A 15,506-nucleotide genomic window follows, 5' to 3' on the forward strand; every position below is an offset into this window, starting at 1 on the left:
TGGGTGTGGTGTGGGCACCCGGGTGGATACCGTTTTTGATTACACGTGTAATCAACGACTACGCGAAGCCTCCCCTGCCGCATTGGAAGAGCCTCAATGACGCAATCTCCTCCCGCCCCTGCCCCAGCTTTCGATATGGCGGATATGACGTGGCCGCCTCCGCCGTTCCAGGTGCCGGTGATACCGGTGACGGACGCGGACGGTGTGCGTCACTTCCATGGGGTGACGTATGCAACGACGCCGGGTTTCCGGCCGCGGTTGTTGGATGTGCGGGTTCCGGCGGGTGAGGGTCCGTTCCCGGTGGTGGTGTGGATCCACGGGGGCGGCTGGCTGGACGGCGACCGGCGTTACCCGCCGCCGACGGTGCCGGTGGAGCTGCTCCACGGCACGGTCACGGCGGCGGGTCTGGCACTCGTGTCGGTGGATTACCGGCACAGCCTGGAAGCACCGTTCCCGGCTCAGTTGCACGATGTGAAGGCCGCGATCCGCTACGTCCGCAAGTTCGCAGCAGTCCTGGGCGTGGACGGGGACCGGATCGGGGTGTGGGGCGAGTCCGCGGGCGGCCACCTCGCCGCCCTCGCCGGCCTCACCGGCCCCCACAGCACCGACGCGGAGGCCCTGGAAGGCGCGCACGGCGTCGGCTCCGGTCCCACGGGTGTGATGGCGGTCGTCGACTGGTACGGGGTCTCCGACCTGACCACCCTCGCCGACCACCCCATGCCGGTGCCGGCCGGGATGGACTTCCCCGACCCCTACACCGCCCTGCTAGGCGGCACCGAAACCGAGCGCCCCGCGCTCGCGAGGGCGGCGAGCCCGGTCACCTACGCCACCCCGGGATCCACCCCGCCGCCGTTCCTCCTCATCCACGGGACCCAGGACGGGCTGGTCCCCTACAGCCAGAGCGAACAGCTCGCCGAAGCCCTCACCCGGGCCGACGGCCAGGCCACCCTGCGGCCCGTCGAAGGCGCCGACCACATCTTCCTCGGCTCCCCCGACATCGAAGCCATCGTCACGGAATCCGTCACCTTCCTCACCCACCACCTCACCACCTCGCCCGTCGGGCACCGAGGGGGGCGCGGACCCCCCCCGCGCCCCCTTCGCGCCACCCCGGCCCCCTCCCCACACCCCAAGCCCCGCGAAAGGCAGCACGTCATGTCCACGATCCCCGCCACCCCCTCCGCCAGACCCGACGCACGTCACGCCGTGGCGGACACGGGCCTCCGGCGCACCGGCATCCTCGGGCTCGCGCTGCTCGGCTCCGCCGCCGCGCTCGGGCTCGTCGTGCGGCGGGACGTGGTCCACCCGCCCTTCCAGGGGCTGGACGATCGCTGGCTGTCGTGGATGGGCGGACCGCACGAGGGGCTCTACTCCGCGGTCGCCTCGGTACTGAACTGGTTCGGCGGCCCGCTGGGGGTCGTCGTACCGCTCGCCCTGCTGATCTTCCTGCTCGTCCGCCGCCGCTGGGCGTCCGCGGGCTTCCTGTTCGCCGCGTACATGGCCGGCAGCATGCTCGTGGTCCAGAGCCTCAAGTATCTGGTGGACCGGCCGCGCCCGGCTCACCCCCTCGTCCGGGTCGACCACGGCTCCTTCCCCTCGGGTCACGCGGCCGGGGCGGCCCTCCTGGTGGTCATCGTCGGAGCGGTGCTCGTTCCGGCCGCCCGGCGCCGGGCGTGGTGGATCGGCGGCGCCGCCTTCACCCTCGCGATGATGTGGAGCCGTACGTGGCTGCACGCGCACTGGCTCAGCGACACCGTCGCCGGGGCGATGGCCGGAGCCGGAGCCGGGCTGATCGTCTGGTGGATCTGCGCCCCGGCGCTGGCCCGCGAGGCGCAGCGCATCCGGCGCCTCGGGAAGGCCGTGGAGCCGGAGCCCGCCGCCCGGTGAGCGGACGGTAGGCGGGCGACGAACGAACAGTTACACGCGTTACCCGGTTCGCCTCGTCCGGAGCCTGCGGCCCAGCCCCAGGCCTGCCAGTGTCACGGCCCCGACGGCGCCCGCGATCGTCAGGATCCAGACCGGAATCCCGCCGGCCGTACGCAGTTCGTCGTTGTACTCGACCTGGCGGTACGGGGTGTCCGCGGCGGCGGCGCGCAGTTCGTGGTCCCCGTCGATCCGGGACGGGACGGGGAAGCTCTGGTCGATCGCCGTCAGGAACACCGGTGCCGTGCCGGCCAGTCCGGCGACCGGACCCGTCGGCGTGATCCGCCCGGCGAAGGTCACCTCGGGCGTGTTGCCGCCGATCGGGGAGGCGGGCTCCATGCGGTGGTCGGCCAGGATGTACAGGCCCAGGGACTGGGCGCTCTTGGCCAGCCGGGACAGGCGCATCGGGTACACGAGCCGGTCGCTGTCGAAGCGGATCAGGAGCGGGTCCAGGCTGCCGCGCAGGATGGCGCCCTCCTCCCGGGGTACGAGGCGCACGGCTACGTACTCCCAGCGCTGGTCCACGTACGGCTTCAGCTCGGTGGACAGCCCGTCGGGGAGTTTGAAGCCGTTGGCCTCCAGCCAGTTGCGCAGCGCCTCGGGGTCGGTCGCCGTCAGGCGGGCGACGTCGAAGTCGCCGAGCCGCTCCCGGCCCACGACGCCGACCCGGGCTTCGCCGGCTCCCGGCGGCGGGGCTCCGGCGACGTCCCGGCCGGCGGAGGCGAAGGGCCAGTCGCCGTGGCGGGGCCAGAAGTAGCTCCGGGTCCGGTACTCGGGCGCGGTCAGCTCGACCAGTTGCGAGAACAGGCCGGCGTCGCCCAGGGTCACCGTGGCCCGCCCCGGCACCGGCATGATCCACGCGGCCCGTTTGGCGTCGCCGCCGACCGTGAACCGCATAGCGATCTGTTCGGTCCGGCCGTCCCAGCGCACCACGGAGGCCTCCCGGGAGACCCCGATCCGGCCGTCGGCTCCCGGGATCATCGCCCCGCAGCCGCAGGCGTAGGCGGGGCCGATCAGGGATCCCAGCTGCGTCGCGAGCAGCGCGAACAGCAGCACCCCGACTCGCCTTCGCATCCGCGAGGCGGCCCATCCGGTCTTCCGCCAGGTCTTCCATCCGGCTTTCGGCCAGGCCCTCCGCTCGGCTCTCTGCCTGGTCTTCCGGCCGGTCAGCAGCCCGGTCTTCCCCATACTCGTCCCCATGCGCTGTCAGACGACGGCCTTCCGGATCCGGTTCCGCCGTTCCCGTCCGTCTCGGCATGCGCACTCGCCCCGCCCCGACCGGCCCGCGCGGCCACCCGTCCTACCGGGCCCGCCCGTTCTCCCCGGCCCGCCCCGCCGGTTCCGGCGGTTCCGGCGGTTCCGGCCACCTGTTCGCCATCCGCCCGTCACCCGGTCCTGTCACCATGCGGGCAGCCCAGAGTTGTATATACAACTTTCCCGGACGATTGACGATGACAGGAGACCGATGTCCGCGACCGCGACCGCGATCACCCGCCCGCCCGCTCCCTGGCTGCGCGACAACTGCCCCTGCGCCGACTGCCGCGATCCGCGCACCGGCCAGAAGCTGTTCCAGATCACCGAGCTGCCCGCCGGCCTCGCCGTCGGTTCGGTGCGCGAGGCGGCGGCCGCCGACGGCGGGCCCGGCTGGGAGGTGGTCTGGCAGCCGGACGGCCACCGCTCCGTGTACGCGGCCGAGTGGCTCGACGCCCACGCCCCCGACGGGGCCGGGGCCAAGGCCGGGGCCGGCGGCCACGCAGGAGACGGCCGGACCGAGGCGGACAAGGAGCTGTGGGCGGCCGGGGACCTGGCCGGGCGGATCCCGGAGGCCCGCTGGGACTCGTACATCAGCTCCCGCGAGGTCCGCGAGCGAGCCCTGGACAGTGTGGTCCGGCTCGGTTTCGTACTGCTGCGGGACATGCCGTGCCGGGACCGGATGGTGCTGGACGTGGCACGCACCTTCGGGTTCGTCCGCGAGACGAACTACGGGGAACTCTTCGAGGTCCGCGTCGAGGCCGACCCCAACAACCTCGCCTTCACCGGCGCCCGGATCACCCCGCACACCGACAACCCCTACCGGGACCCGGTGCCGACCCTGCAACTCCTTCACTGTCTGCGCAACGAGGCCCGGGGCGGGGACTCCGGGCTGGTCGACGGCTTCCACGCGGCCGCGCTGCTGCGCGAGCGGGAGCCGGAGGCCTTCGAGGTGCTGACCCGGGTGCCGGTGGAGTTCGCCTTCGCCGACGCGCGCACCGAACTGCGGGCCCACCGGCCGCTGATCGGGGTGGACCCGCTCGGACGCGTCCGCGAGGTCCGCTTCAACAACCGTTCCATCTCCACCCTCCACCAACCGGCCGCCGTGCTGGAGGAGTTCTACGCCGCCTACCGCCTCTTCGGCGAACTGCTGGAGCGGCCGGAGCTCCGGTTCGACTTCCGGCTCGCCCCCGGCGACTGCGTGGTCTTCGACAACACCCGCCTGCTGCACGCCCGTACGGCCTTCGCCGAATCGGGCGGCCGTCACCTCCAGGGGACCTACGCCGACCTCGACGGCCTCCTCTCCACCCTTGCCGTCCTGCGCCGCGAAGGAGCTTCCGCGTGAACACCGCCGATACCACCGACAGCGTGGACGAAGCCCTCGACCCCATCGACGAGCTGGCCCGCCTCTTCGAAGGCGAGGGCAGCGCCGAGTACTTCGGCGAGGCCGTCACCCAGGCCGGCCACATGCTCCAGGCCGGCGCCCTCGCCGAGGCCGCCGGGGCCCCCGCCCACCTGGTGGCGGCCGCACTGCTGCACGACATCGGGCACTTCCACGGGACGGTGACCGGCCGCGATCTGATGGAGGGCGGCCTGGACAACCGGCACAGCCACACCGGGGCCGACTGGCTCGGCCGGTGGTTCGGGCCGGAGGTGACCGAGCCGGTCCGGCTGCACGTGGCCGCCAAGCGGTACCTGTGCACGGCCGAGCCGGGCTACTTCGAGCTCCTGTCCGAGGCGTCCGTCCACACCCTGCGGGTCCAGGGCGGCCCCATGACCGCCGAGCAGGTACGCGAGTTCGAGGCGCTGCCGGGTGCGGCCGACGCGGTGGCCGTCCGGCGCTGGGACGAGCAGGCCAAGGACCCGGAGATGGCCACGCCCGGCTTCGGCCACTTCCGCCCGTTGCTGGAGGAGCTGCTCGTCAGGAGCTGAGCCGGCCGGTCAGGAGCCGAGCCGGCGGCCCAGGGCGCTGGCGGCCGTGGTGTGCACCGTGAAGGCCACCGTGCCCGGCAGGTACCGGTCCTGCGACCACTCCACCGGGATCCCCGCCGGGTCGGTGGACCGGCGCCGCTCGCGCAGCAGCGCGTCCCCGACCCGGCAGCCCAGCAGTTCCGCGTCGTCCCGGTCCGCCGCGGCGATGTCGATGGCGTGCTGGGCGTCGGTGAACAGGACTCCGTGCACGGCGAGTTGCTCGGAGTACGAGACCGTGTCCAGCGGCATGGCCGCGACCAGGGCGCCGACCGCCTCCGGGTACGTGGTCCGCTCCACCATCACCGGGGCCCCGGACAGGGTGCGCAGCCGCAGCACCCGGTGGACGGGGGCGCCCGCGTCGATCCGCAGCTGCTCCGCCTCCTCGGCGTCGGCCTCGCCCCGCTCCACGGAGACGGTCCGGCCGCCCGGCTCCTCCCCCAGCGAGCGGGCCCACCGGGTGAAACTGCGGAGCTCCGCGACTCCCCCGGACTCCCCCGGGCCGCCGCCGAGCACGACCCGGCGGGTGCCGCGCCGCGAGGTGATCAGCCCGTCGGTGCGCAGCGCGGCGAGCGCCTGGCGCACCGTACCCCTGGACACGCCGTAGCGGCGGGCGAGTTCGTCCTCGGCGGGCAGTCGCGCGCCGGAGCCGTACTCGCCTGCCGTGATGGCGGTCCGCAGGGCCGCGGCGACCTTCAGGTAGAGCGGCGTCCTGCGTCCGGTGCCGCTGTCGGTGCCCGTGCCGGTCTCGGTGTCGCGTGGTGCCTCGTTCACGGGTCCAGCCTTTCATGATCCCGGGCGGCCCGGCCGGACAAGGCGAAAGACCCGGCAGGTCGGGACGTTTCGCCCGGTATTCGGATGATCCGCGTCGTCTAAATTCGAGCCATGACCGAAACGACCGGCGGTCCGACAGACGGGGACGTCCACCGGGCCCTGGCCGTACCGTCACGACGGCGCCTCGTGGCCCTGTTGCGGGAGGCGGGAGGCGCGCTCGGCGCGGCCGAACTCGCCGCCGCCGCCGGACTTTCCGTCGCCACGGTCCGCCACCACCTGACGGCGCTGACCGAGGCCGGTCTCGTACGGGCTTCCGCGCGGCCGGGCCGTCCCGGCCCGGGGCGGCCTTCGCTCGGCTGGACGGCGGTTCCCGTGCCGTCCGCGGAATCCGGCGACGCCCCCTACCGGGAGCTCGCCGGGGCGCTGGCCACCGCCCTCGCAGGCGATGCCGGGCGGGCCAGGGCCGCGGGACGCGACTGGGGCCGGGCCCTGGCCGTTCCCGGGGCGGAGCCCGGCGAGCGGGTGGCCGCCCTGGCCGCGCGGCTCGGCTTCGACCCGGAGCCTCGGGCCGACGGGCGGGTGCTGCTGCACGGGTGCCCGTACCGCGTCATGGCCCGTGCCCGGCCCGAGGTGATCTGCTCGGTCCACCAGGGCGTGCTCGACGGCCTGTTGGAGGGCACCGGCACCGAGGCCGTGCTCCATCCCTTCCTCTCCCCCGGGCTCTGCTCGGTGGAGCTGCACACCGATTCGTAGAGGAACCATCCATGTTCGGCATGACCATCGACACCACCCCCGACACCGCCGGCCGTCCGGTGCTGCGCCTCGACCCCGAGGGCGGGCCGTTCCGCGAGCTCGCGGCGGTACGGATCCAGGTGCCGGCCGGCGGCACCATTCCGGCGCACGGGCACGGGGCTTCGGAGCTGCTGCTCACGGGCGTCGCCGGGACGGTGGAGGCCTCGTGCGGCTGCGGGGCCAAGACGGTGACCCCGGGCACCTTCGCGATGCTCCCGGCCGGGAAGGAGATCACCCTGGCCAACCACGGCACCGAGCCGGCCACGGTCCTCGCCGTCTTCTCGCAGAGCGAGTTCACGGAGAGCCTGCCGCGCGGCGCGGCGAAGGGCTGCGGCTGCCAGGGCCACGGTCACTGACCCCGGGCCACGGGAGGGGGGCGGCTCTGGACCGGCCAACGGCCTGATCCCATACTTCTCCCGTGAGAACCACGGAGAAGCAGCCCCGCACCAGTCCCCTGGTGCCCGACACGGTCGTCCGGGAGATCGCCCGGCACGGCTGGGACTCCGTCACGTGCGGCTGCGGCCGCCCGGCCGGGCATCTCGCGGACACCCTGTGGGACGCGGCCGAGGGACACCCGGCCGCGTTCCACGCGCTGGAGGGCCATGCCTTCCACGCGGGCGGGCTGCGGCCGCCCGCCCCGGCGGTGTGCGGGGTCCTGATGGCGGTCTGGTCCGCCGGGCCGCCCCGCCAGTCGACCCGCGAGGCCCTGCTGTGGGCGCTGCTGCGGCTGCTCGGCTGCGAGGACGACGGAACCTCCCACGAGGCGGGCCTGTACGGCCAGTGCGCGGCGCACATCCGGACGGCCCTGCCGGGCCTGCGCGGGGCGGCGGCCCACCGCCCCGACTCCGTATCGGCGGCCTACGCGACGGGCATCCTGCGCCTCCTCGACCTGGCCGACTGATCCCGGGGCCGCGGAGCCGAGGTCACCCCTGCGCGCACGGAGAGCCGACCGGCGTCGGCGTCATGCTCCCCGCGGAGCGGACAGGCAGGCCCGCAGGGTGTCCGGAGTGACCTCGGTCAGGGAGCGCGCGAAGGTGCGTACCGGGGAGGCCGGTACCGGCAGGAGCGAGGGGACCACCAGGAGCCCGCAGCCGGCGGCCTCCGCCGAGGCGGCTCCGTCCGGGGAGTCCTCGACCGCCACGCACGCCTCCGGCGCCGCGCCCAGCCGCTCGGCGGCCACCCGGTACGGGTCCGGGTGCGGCTTCGTCAGGGCCGTGTCGTCGGCGGACATGGTGAAAGCGAAGGGGACGTGGGCCAGCGAGCCCCCGACCACCGAATCCACGACCACCCGCGGCGAGGCGCTGACCAGCGCGAACGGTACGCCTTCGGCCTCCAGGGCGGTCAGCAGCCGCTGCGCCCCGGGCCGCATCGGCGCCCCCTCCTCGACCCGGCGGAAGAAACTCCCGGTCAGGGCCTCGGCCACCGCCGCATGGTCGCCCGCACGGGAGACCCGTACGAGGTGCGCGGCGGTGTCCTCCACCGCCCGGCCGACCACCTCGGGGGCGTCCGCCTCGGTCAGGGCGTAGCCGAGGCCGGTCGCTATCTCCTCGGTGGTCCGCCACCACAGCGTCTCGGTGTCGACGAGGGTGCCGTCCATGTCGAAGAGGACCGCGGCGAGTTCGCTCACGAGCCGGTCCCGGCGGCGACTACCGCTCCGGCGGCTGCTGTCGCCGCGACGACGAGGACGGGGCGTTCGGCCAGGCCCACGGCCGCCCGCGCACCCGGTACGAGGGCTCCGGCGTCGCGCGAGGGCAGGTCCGCCTTGACCCGGGTGCCGCCGGGCAGGTCCAGGTGGAGCCGGGTGACCGATCCGAAGAACGAGGCCGACACGACGGTCGCCGTGCCCTCAGCGCCCTCGGCGGCTGCCACCACCGTGATGTTCTCGGGGCGTACGAGGACCTCGACGTCCGAGGTCGCGGGCACCGGGCCGTCTACGGGCAGCCGGGAGCCGGCCACCTCCACGGTCCCGGAGCCGGTCAGCCGCCCGGGGAGCCGGTTCATGGTGCCGACGAACTCGGCGACGAACGGCGTCGCGGGGCGCTCGTACAGCTCGGCGGGGGCGGCGCACTGCTCCAGGCGGCCCGCGTTGAGCACGGCGACCCGGTCGGCCATCGACAGGGCCTCCTCCTGGTCGTGCGTGACGAACACGGTGGTGATGCCCAGCGAGAGCTGGAGGCGGCGGATCTCCTCGCGCAGGTTGGCCCGTACCTTCGCGTCGAGCGCGGAGAGCGGCTCGTCGAGCAGCAGGACGCGCGGGCGCAGGGCGAGGGCGCGGGCGAGCGCGACGCGCTGCTGCTGGCCGCCGGACATCTGGTGCGGATAGCGGTCGCCGTGGTCGGGCAGGCCGACCAGGTCGAGGAGTTCGGCGGCGCGCTCGCGCCGCTGGGCCGCGCCGACCTTGCGGACGCGCAGGCCGAAGGCGACGTTGTCGCGGGCGCTGAGGTTCGGGAAGAGGCTGTACGACTGGAACACCATTCCGGCGTCGCGGCGGTTGGCCGGGACGCGGGTGATGTCCTGGCCGTCCAGGAGGACTTCGCCGGAGTCGGGCTGCTCGAAGCCGGCGACCACGCGCAGTGCGGTGGTCTTGCCGCAGCCCGACGGGCCTAGGAGGGCGACGAGTTCGCCGGGCTCGATGGTGAGGTCGAGTCCGTCGAGGGCGACGGTGGAGCCGAACGCACGGCGCAGGCCGCGGAATTCGACGCGCGCCCCGGCGGGGGCCGCTTCGCCGTCCGACGGCTTCCTGGCCTCGGGAAGGGTGAGGGACATGCGGGTCAGGACTCCTTGCCGGAGGTGCGGGAGGTTCGGGAGGTGGCGGCTGCCGGGGACACCGTCGCGGGGGCGGTACCGGCCCGGGAGAGGAGGAGCAGGAGCAGCCAGGTGATGAGGAGGCTGAGGATGGAGACGGCCACGGACATGCGGGCCTGGGCTCCGGAGATGGACACGATCCACACGGCGAAGGGCTGGAAGCCGAGCAGCGTGGCGATGGTGAACTCGCCGAGCACCAGGGCCAGGGTGAGGAAGGCGGCTCCGGCGAGGGCGGCCCGCAGGTTGGGCAGGAGCACGCGCAGGACCACGTACGGCCAGCTCGCACCGCAGCTGCGGGCGGCTTCGACCAGGGTCGGGACGTCCACGGCGCGCAGTCCGGCGTCGAGGGAGCGGTAGACGAACGGCAGCGCCAGGACCGTGTACGCGAGGACCAGGACCACGGGGAAGTCCGGGTTCTGGACGGCGAGGAAGGTCTGGTAGAGCGGGGTCTTCGAGAGGTGGTCGGGACCCCAGCGGAGCACGGTGGTGATACCGGTGACCAGGGCGATCGGCGGCACGACCAGCGGCAGCATGCACATGACCTCGACGACCGGGCGCAGCCTCGGCGAGCCGACGCGTACGGCGACCAGCGCGGGCACCGCCAGGAGCAGCGACAGCACGATGGTCGCGGCGGCCAGGCCCAGGGAGAGCATCAGGCTCTTGGTGAACCCTTCGGCGGAGAGCAGCTCGGTGTACGCCTCGAAGCTGATGCCCTGGCCAGGGACGTGCACGGTGAACACGAAGGAGGCGACGAGCGGGAGGAGGAAGTACGCGCCCGCGAGTCCGAGGACGGCTCCGCGCCACACCCGGGGGCGGGGGCGGGACCTACGGGGCTTGCGGGCCGCGGCGGGCGCGGAGCCCGGGGCCGTGGCGGCGCCGGGCGCCTCCCTGCCGGCCGCGTCGGACGTCGGGGTCATCGCAGCCATCGGGCGCTCCGTCGCTGGAGGGGCAGGTAGACCGCCATGACCAGGCCGGCGATCACGATCATGTCGAGGCCGAGCGCCAACGCCACGTTCTCCTGGCCGGTCAGCACGTTCCCGGACAGCGCGTCCGCGATCTTGAGCGTGACCAGCGGGACGGAGCCGCCGACGAGGGCCGCGGCCGTGGCGTGCGCGGCGAAGGCGGTGCCGAAGAGCAGCACGAACCCGCCGAGCAGGGAGGGCGCGAGGACGGGCAGGCCGACGTGGCGCCAGAACTGCCATCCGCTCGCCCCGTTGTTCTGGGCGGCCTCGCGCCACTGCGGGCGCAGTCCGTCCAGCGCGGGGACGATCACCAGCACCATCAGCGGGGTCAAGAAGTAGAGGTAGACCACGGTGAGGCCGGTGAAGGTGTAGAGGCTCCAGCCCAGACCGGTGAGGTCGGCGAGCTGGGTGACGACTCCGGAGATCCCGACGGTGGCGATGAACGCGAAGGCGAGCGGTACCCCGCCGAAGTTGGCGAGGACGCCCGAGGCGGTCAGCGCCGCGCCGCGCAGGGCTTGCGAGCGGGAGGTGACCACGGCCTGCGCGATCAGGACGCCCAGCACGCCCCCCACCAGTGCGGTGAGGGAGGAGAGCTGGACGCTGCCGATGAGCGAGCCGAGGTACGGGCCCTGGAGGGAGCGCGCGAGGTGCTCCCCGGTCAGCGAGGTGGCGCCGGTCGCCGGGTCGGTACGGGTGACCGCGCCGAAGGCGATGGCGCCCAGCGGGATGCCGAAGCAGAGCCCGGTGAAGGCGAGGAGGGGGAGGGCGGCGAGCCAGGTGCGCGGGCCGCGCCGCCGGCGGCTGGTGGTGCCGCCGGCGGTCCCCGTCGTGTGGGGGGTGGTGGTGGCGGACATCAGCTGAGGGCCTTGTCCCACTTCTCGGCGAGGGTGGCCTTGGCCTTGTCGAGCTCCGCGGAGGCCGGGAAGTTCGGGGTGCCCTGGACCTGCGGGAGCTTGGTGACGGCGTCCTTGTCGACGGTGCCGTCCTGGGTCATGACGGGGAGCAGCACGGGGCGGGCGTGGCCCTTGAGCCACAGGTTCTGGCCCTCGGTGCTGTAGAGGAACTCCATCCACAGGCGGGAGGCCGCGGGGTGCGGGGCGTCCTTGTTGACGGCCTGGGAGTAGTACTGGGCGTAGACGCCGTCGGTGGGGATGGCGACCTTCCAGTCGACGCCCTTGCCCTTGAACTGCTCGGCGTAGCCGGCGTTCAGGTAGTCCCAGTCGATGGAGATGGGCGTCTCGCCCTTCTCGACCGTGGCCGGGGTGGACTCGACGGGGATGAAGTTGCCGCTCTTCTTCAGCGCGCCGAAGAAGTCGATGCCGGGCTGGATGTCGCCGAAGGAGCCCTTGTTGGCGAGGGCCGCCGCGTAGACGCCGCCGAAGGCGGAGCCGGACTTGGTCGGGTTGCCGTTGAGGGCGACCTTGCCCTTGTACTCGGGCTTGGTCAGGTCGGCGAAGGACTGGGGGCAGTTCGGGATCTTGGCGGCGTCGCAGCCGATGGAGACGTAGCCGCCGTAGTCGTTGTACCAGCGGGCGTCCGCGTCCTTCTGGGAGCCGGGGATCTTGTCCCAGGCGGTGACCTTGTACGGGGCGAAGAGGTTCTCGCCGGCGCCGCTGCGGGCGAAGGCGATGCCGAGGTCCAGGACGTCGGGGGCGCGGGTCTGGCCCTTGCGGGACTTGACCGCGGCGACCTCGTCGGCGCTGGAGGCGTCAGGGTTCTCGGCGCTGATCTTGACCTTGGGGTACTTGGCCTGGAACGCCTTCTGGATCTCGCCGTAGTTCGCCCAGTCCGCGGGCAGCGCGATGACGTTGAGCTGGCCCTCCTTCTCGGCGGCCGCGACGAGGCCTTCCATGCCGCCGAAGTCGGCGACGGAGGTGGCGGAGCCGGGCTGGGTCTTGGCCTTGCCGTCGGCGGTCTTGCCGGCGGGCTGGTCGGGTGCGGCACCACACGCGCTGAGCGTGGTGAGGACGGCGGCACTGAGCAGAACGGCCGCACCGCGACGAGCGGAGGAACTGAGCACGGTCTCTCCCGGAGACTGGATCCTTGAGGGGTTCACTTGTCTGAACAAGTTGACCCCAGTTCGCCCTGAGTCCCTGTACGTACGGTGAACGGAGGCTGTCGCTTGGTCCACGTCTCGACGAAGACCCGAATTGGCCGAATGCATTCGTGACAGGAGATGACCATGATGATCTTCGCGTCCCCGGCGCGGGCCCGGCTCGGCCCGGGCGCGGCCTAGGCTGATGGACGGCGCGCGGCGGGGACCTTCACACCAAGGGGGCACGGAAGAACATGGGCATGGCAACGGTGCGGTATCTGGAGATCGCCGAGGCGCTGCGCCGGTCGATCCTCTCCGGGGAGTACCCCGTGGGCGCCCAACTGCCCTCGGAGAGCGACCTGGCCGCGCAGTGGTCGGCCTCGCGCGGGACCGTCCGCCAGGCCGTGGCGACCCTCGCCGCCGAGGGGCTGATCGGCTCCCGGCAGGGCGCCCGCAGGATCGTCCTGCGCCACGAACGCAAGCACAGCTTCGGCGAACTCAACAGTTTCGCCCAGTGGGCGGAGGGGGTCGGCCACCAGGCGGCCAGCCGCTTCCTGTCGCGCACCCGCCGCCCGGCCACCGCCGAGGAGGCGGACCGGCTGGCGCTGCCGCCCGGGACGGAGATCCTGGCCGTGCTGCGGCTGCGGCTGCTCGACGGGGAGCCCGCGATGGTCGAGCGGACCGCCTACGCCGACTGGGTCGCGGCGGCGGTCGAGGCGATGCCGGAGGACTGCCGGTCGGTGATGGACGGCCTGGCGAACGACTCCGGGATCACCGCCCATTACGGCGAACACCTGATCGACGCGCTCGCGGCCGGCAGCGAGGACGCCCGGCTCCTCGGAATCCGGCGCGGAAGCCCCCTTTTGCGCCAGCGGCACGTCTCCGCGACCCGGACGGGCCGCCCGATCGAGTGGTCGGACGACCGCTACCGGTCGGGCAGCGTCACCTTCAGTGTGAGCAACTCGGCAGTAGCAACCCCGCTGGGGCGCCGCGCCGGGGAGGGTTAGGCGGGGTCAGGCGGGGTCAGGCGGGTCGGAGCGCCGCCGCGGTCTCCGCGATGGCCCCCGGGAGCCAGTCCTCGACCCGGCCGAAGTCGAAGCCGAGGCCTGCCGCCCTGCTGTTGTCCATCGCGTAGGCACGGTCGAAGGAGAACGGCGAGGCGACGCCGACGGCCGGCCCACCGCCGCTCCCGCTCCCGCTCCCGCTCCCGCTCCCGCTCCCGCTCCCGACGATCCGGTAGCGCGGCGTCCGGCCGAGCGCCGCGCCGACGGCCTCACCCAGCCCGAGGACGTCCAGCTCCCCGTGCGAGGCGGCGTTCACCGGCCCGGTGAAGGACTGCTCCCCCGCCCAGTGCAGGAACCGCGCGATCTCGTGGTGGTGGATGAAGGAGGTCGGGTACGGGGCTTCGTGCACGTCCACCGGGTCCCCGGAGCCGATCCGCTCCACGTAGTGCGCGAGGCGCCCGGTGAACTCCGCCCGGCCGCCGCCGAGTACGTGCGCGGTGCGGACGGCGACGTGTGCGAAGGCGGGATCCTCCGCCAGGACGGCCTCCGCCTGCCGCTTGCCCTCGGCGTAGGCGAGCGCCTCGGGGGTGGGCGGCGCCGGGTCGTAGACCTCCATCGTCGAGGTCATCACGTAGCGCCCGGTCCGGCCGGCGAACGCGCGGCGGGCGATCCCGGCCTGGCGGGGTCGGTAGAGGACCTGGTCGAAGACGACGTCGAAGGTGCGCTCCCCCAACGCCGCGAGCAGCTGTTCCTCGTCGTCACGGTCGGCGGTCAGGTGGCCGACGCCCCGGGGCGGGGCGGCGGAACCCCGGTTGAGGACGGTCACCTCGTTCCCCGCGTCCCGCTCCAGGGTGACCAGTTGCCTGCCGAAGTAGCGGCTTCCGCCGATGACCAGAATCTTCTTCATGGCGAGGACTCTGCCCCTGTAGCGTCACCAGCGGAACTACCGGAAGACTGAACCCGTCGTAAGGGAAACTGATGATCGATGTGCAGCGGCTGCGCATCCTGCGCGCCGTGGCCGAGCACGGCAGCTTCAACAAGGCCGCCGGGGCACTGCTGTTGACCCCCTCCGCCGTCTCCCAGCACATCGCCGCACTGGAGCGCGGTCTCGGCCACCCCGTCGCCGTGCGCAGCACGCGCGGGGTCACGCTCACCGAGCCGGGCCGGCTCCTGGTGGAGGCGGCGGAGACGATATCCGCGGAGCTCGACCAGGTGCGCCACGAGATCGACCGGATCACCGCCGAGCGGCCCCGCCTGAGGATCGCCACCTTCACCAGCGGGGGCCGGCACCTGCTGCCGCGGGCGCTCCCGCGGTTCGTCGCCGCGCATCCCGAGGTGGAACTGACGGTGCTGGAGGCCGAGCCGGAGAACGCAGTGCCGATGGTGCGCGGGGGCGCGGCCGACCTCGCGCTCACCTACCACTTCGACGGGCCGCTGCCGCTGCGGGCGGGGGCCGCCCTCGACTGGATGCCCCTGATGGACGATCCGCTGTCGCTGGTCCTGCCGCGCGGCCACCGGCTGGCGGAGCGCGAGTCGGCGGATCTCGCCGAACTCGCCACCGACCGCTGGGTGCTGGGCTGCCTCAAGACGGAGGCGTACCTGCGCCGGTACGCGGAGCGGGCCGGCTTCGACCTCCAGGTGGCGGCGTCCACCACGGACTACTTCTTCGCGCAAACCCTCGTCGGCGCGGGCGTCGGCGTCGCGCTGATCCCGCACGTCTCACTGATCCCGCGCGTCTCGTCGACCCCGCACCTCTCCCCGGCGCCGCACGACACGGAGACCGCCGACGCCGTCTCCGTCGTACGGGTCCAACCGCCGCGCCCCGTCCGGCACATCGGGGTGGTGTCGCCACGCCGACGCCGACCGCTGCCGTACGCGCAGGCCCTGACCGAGGCCCTGTCCGAGGCGGCGAAGCGGTCAACCACCACCTGCTGCGCGGCCTCGCCACTCATCGCCCGCGCGGAGCGGGGCACGGGAACGGCGTAGAGCGGGCAC

Annotated in this window: 16 protein-coding genes; 8 read left to right on the plus strand and 8 right to left on the minus strand. The window is 73.4% G+C overall.

Annotation, left to right across the window (positions count from 1 at the left end):
• Nucleotides 1-144: 144 nt before the first annotated feature.
• Nucleotides 145-1,884 carry an alpha/beta hydrolase fold domain-containing protein gene (locus ACFXDJ_RS28990; protein WP_384850810.1) on the plus strand — a complete coding sequence of 580 codons (1,740 nt, stop codon included), beginning with the start codon at nucleotides 145-147 and terminating at the stop codon, nucleotides 1,882-1,884.
• A gap of 39 nt (nucleotides 1,885-1,923) precedes the next feature.
• Here the strand turns inward: ACFXDJ_RS28990 and ACFXDJ_RS28995 are convergent, their stop codons facing one another.
• On the minus strand, nucleotides 1,924-2,994 hold the full coding sequence (locus ACFXDJ_RS28995) for a DUF2330 domain-containing protein (protein ID WP_384655867.1): 1,071 nt from the start codon (nucleotides 2,992-2,994) through the stop codon (nucleotides 1,924-1,926).
• Between the two features lie 391 nt (nucleotides 2,995-3,385).
• Here ACFXDJ_RS28995 and ACFXDJ_RS29000 point away from each other — a divergent pair, with 391 nt between their 5' ends.
• Both ACFXDJ_RS29000 and ACFXDJ_RS29005 read left to right on the plus strand, forming a co-directional pair.
• Complete coding sequence (locus ACFXDJ_RS29000) at nucleotides 3,386-4,516, plus strand: TauD/TfdA family dioxygenase (protein ID WP_384655814.1); 1,131 nt, start codon at nucleotides 3,386-3,388, stop codon at nucleotides 4,514-4,516.
• Nucleotides 4,513-5,103, plus strand: coding sequence for a phosphonate degradation HD-domain oxygenase (locus ACFXDJ_RS29005; protein ID WP_384655817.1), 591 nt, complete (start codon nucleotides 4,513-4,515; stop codon nucleotides 5,101-5,103). The genes ACFXDJ_RS29000 and ACFXDJ_RS29005 overlap by 4 nt, the downstream gene beginning before the upstream one ends.
• Before the next feature lie 9 nt (nucleotides 5,104-5,112).
• Here the strand turns inward: ACFXDJ_RS29005 and ACFXDJ_RS29010 are convergent, their stop codons facing one another.
• On the minus strand, nucleotides 5,113-5,913 hold the full coding sequence (locus ACFXDJ_RS29010; protein ID WP_384655819.1) for a GntR family transcriptional regulator: 801 nt from the start codon (nucleotides 5,911-5,913) through the stop codon (nucleotides 5,113-5,115).
• A gap of 111 nt (nucleotides 5,914-6,024) precedes the next feature.
• Between ACFXDJ_RS29010 and ACFXDJ_RS29015 the strand changes: the two genes are divergently transcribed.
• The 3 genes from ACFXDJ_RS29015 to ACFXDJ_RS29025 all read left to right on the plus strand — a co-directional run bounded on the left by ACFXDJ_RS29015 (nucleotide 6,025) and on the right by ACFXDJ_RS29025 (nucleotide 7,606).
• Nucleotides 6,025-6,666, plus strand: a complete 642-nt coding sequence (locus ACFXDJ_RS29015) for an ArsR family transcriptional regulator (RefSeq protein WP_384655822.1) — start codon at nucleotides 6,025-6,027, stop codon at nucleotides 6,664-6,666.
• A gap of 11 nt (nucleotides 6,667-6,677) precedes the next feature.
• Nucleotides 6,678-7,061, plus strand: coding sequence for a cupin domain-containing protein (locus tag ACFXDJ_RS29020; RefSeq protein ID WP_384655825.1), 384 nt, complete (start codon nucleotides 6,678-6,680; stop codon nucleotides 7,059-7,061).
• 62 nt (nucleotides 7,062-7,123) lie between these two features.
• A complete protein-coding gene (locus ACFXDJ_RS29025; RefSeq protein WP_384655828.1) occupies nucleotides 7,124-7,606 on the plus strand; it encodes a hypothetical protein in 483 nt (160 codons plus the stop codon).
• A gap of 60 nt (nucleotides 7,607-7,666) precedes the next feature.
• Here ACFXDJ_RS29025 and ACFXDJ_RS29030 read toward each other — a convergent pair whose 3' ends face one another.
• The 5 genes from ACFXDJ_RS29030 to ACFXDJ_RS29050 are packed head-to-tail and all read right to left on the minus strand — an operon-like array spanning nucleotide 7,667 to nucleotide 12,492.
• The gene (locus tag ACFXDJ_RS29030) at nucleotides 7,667-8,332 is read right to left on the minus strand and encodes an HAD family hydrolase (protein ID WP_384655830.1); all 666 of its coding nucleotides are present in this window, start codon (nucleotides 8,330-8,332) and stop codon (nucleotides 7,667-7,669) included.
• Nucleotides 8,329-9,471, minus strand: a complete 1,143-nt coding sequence (locus tag ACFXDJ_RS29035) for an ABC transporter ATP-binding protein (RefSeq protein ID WP_384655833.1) — start codon at nucleotides 9,469-9,471, stop codon at nucleotides 8,329-8,331. Before ACFXDJ_RS29035 ends, ACFXDJ_RS29030 begins: the two co-directional genes overlap by 4 nt.
• 5 nt (nucleotides 9,472-9,476) lie before the next feature.
• Nucleotides 9,477-10,436: an ABC transporter permease gene (locus ACFXDJ_RS29040; RefSeq protein ID WP_384655835.1), complete on the minus strand. Its 960-nt coding sequence runs from the start codon at nucleotides 10,434-10,436 to the stop codon at nucleotides 9,477-9,479.
• A complete protein-coding gene (locus ACFXDJ_RS29045) occupies nucleotides 10,424-11,326 on the minus strand; it encodes an ABC transporter permease (protein WP_384655838.1) in 903 nt (300 codons plus the stop codon). Before ACFXDJ_RS29045 ends, ACFXDJ_RS29040 begins: the two co-directional genes overlap by 13 nt.
• On the minus strand, nucleotides 11,326-12,492 hold the full coding sequence (locus ACFXDJ_RS29050) for an ABC transporter substrate-binding protein (RefSeq protein WP_384655841.1): 1,167 nt from the start codon (nucleotides 12,490-12,492) through the stop codon (nucleotides 11,326-11,328). Before ACFXDJ_RS29050 ends, ACFXDJ_RS29045 begins: the two co-directional genes overlap by 1 nt.
• 275 nt (nucleotides 12,493-12,767) lie before the next feature.
• Here ACFXDJ_RS29050 and ACFXDJ_RS29055 point away from each other — a divergent pair, with 275 nt between their 5' ends.
• Nucleotides 12,768-13,514: a GntR family transcriptional regulator gene (locus tag ACFXDJ_RS29055; RefSeq protein WP_384655844.1), complete on the plus strand. Its 747-nt coding sequence runs from the start codon at nucleotides 12,768-12,770 to the stop codon at nucleotides 13,512-13,514.
• 16 nt (nucleotides 13,515-13,530) lie between these two features.
• Here ACFXDJ_RS29055 and ACFXDJ_RS29060 read toward each other — a convergent pair whose 3' ends face one another.
• Nucleotides 13,531-14,418, minus strand: a complete 888-nt coding sequence (locus tag ACFXDJ_RS29060; RefSeq protein WP_384655847.1) for an NAD-dependent epimerase/dehydratase family protein — start codon at nucleotides 14,416-14,418, stop codon at nucleotides 13,531-13,533.
• Nucleotides 14,419-14,489: 71 nt separating this feature from the next.
• On the opposite strand from ACFXDJ_RS29060, the gene ACFXDJ_RS29065 reads away from it, so the two are divergent.
• Nucleotides 14,490-15,497: a LysR family transcriptional regulator gene (locus ACFXDJ_RS29065; protein WP_384850812.1), complete on the plus strand. Its 1,008-nt coding sequence runs from the start codon at nucleotides 14,490-14,492 to the stop codon at nucleotides 15,495-15,497.
• Nucleotides 15,498-15,506 lie beyond the last annotated feature (9 nt).

Source organism: Streptomyces sp. NPDC059443, from assembly GCF_042750105.1.
Lineage (GTDB): Bacteria > Actinomycetota > Actinomycetes > Streptomycetales > Streptomycetaceae > Streptomyces.

Coding starts and splice junctions, on each gene's coding strand:
- ACFXDJ_RS28990 (WP_384850810.1), top strand. CDS start 145: ATGACGTGGCCGCCTCCGCCGTTCCAGGTGCCGGTGATACCGGTGACG.
- ACFXDJ_RS28995 (WP_384655867.1), bottom strand. CDS start 2,994: ATGCGAAGGCGAGTCGGGGTGCTGCTGTTCGCGCTGCTCGCGACGCAG.
- ACFXDJ_RS29000 (WP_384655814.1), top strand. CDS start 3,386: ATGTCCGCGACCGCGACCGCGATCACCCGCCCGCCCGCTCCCTGGCTG.
- ACFXDJ_RS29015 (WP_384655822.1), top strand. CDS start 6,025: ATGACCGAAACGACCGGCGGTCCGACAGACGGGGACGTCCACCGGGCC.
- ACFXDJ_RS29020 (WP_384655825.1), top strand. CDS start 6,678: ATGTTCGGCATGACCATCGACACCACCCCCGACACCGCCGGCCGTCCG.
- ACFXDJ_RS29035 (WP_384655833.1), bottom strand. CDS start 9,471: ATGTCCCTCACCCTTCCCGAGGCCAGGAAGCCGTCGGACGGCGAAGCG.
- ACFXDJ_RS29040 (WP_384655835.1), bottom strand. CDS start 10,436: ATGGCTGCGATGACCCCGACGTCCGACGCGGCCGGCAGGGAGGCGCCC.
- ACFXDJ_RS29045 (WP_384655838.1), bottom strand. CDS start 11,326: ATGTCCGCCACCACCACCCCCCACACGACGGGGACCGCCGGCGGCACC.
- ACFXDJ_RS29055 (WP_384655844.1), top strand. CDS start 12,768: ATGGCAACGGTGCGGTATCTGGAGATCGCCGAGGCGCTGCGCCGGTCG.
- ACFXDJ_RS29060 (WP_384655847.1), bottom strand. CDS start 14,418: ATGAAGAAGATTCTGGTCATCGGCGGAAGCCGCTACTTCGGCAGGCAA.
- ACFXDJ_RS29065 (WP_384850812.1), top strand. CDS start 14,490: ATGATCGATGTGCAGCGGCTGCGCATCCTGCGCGCCGTGGCCGAGCAC.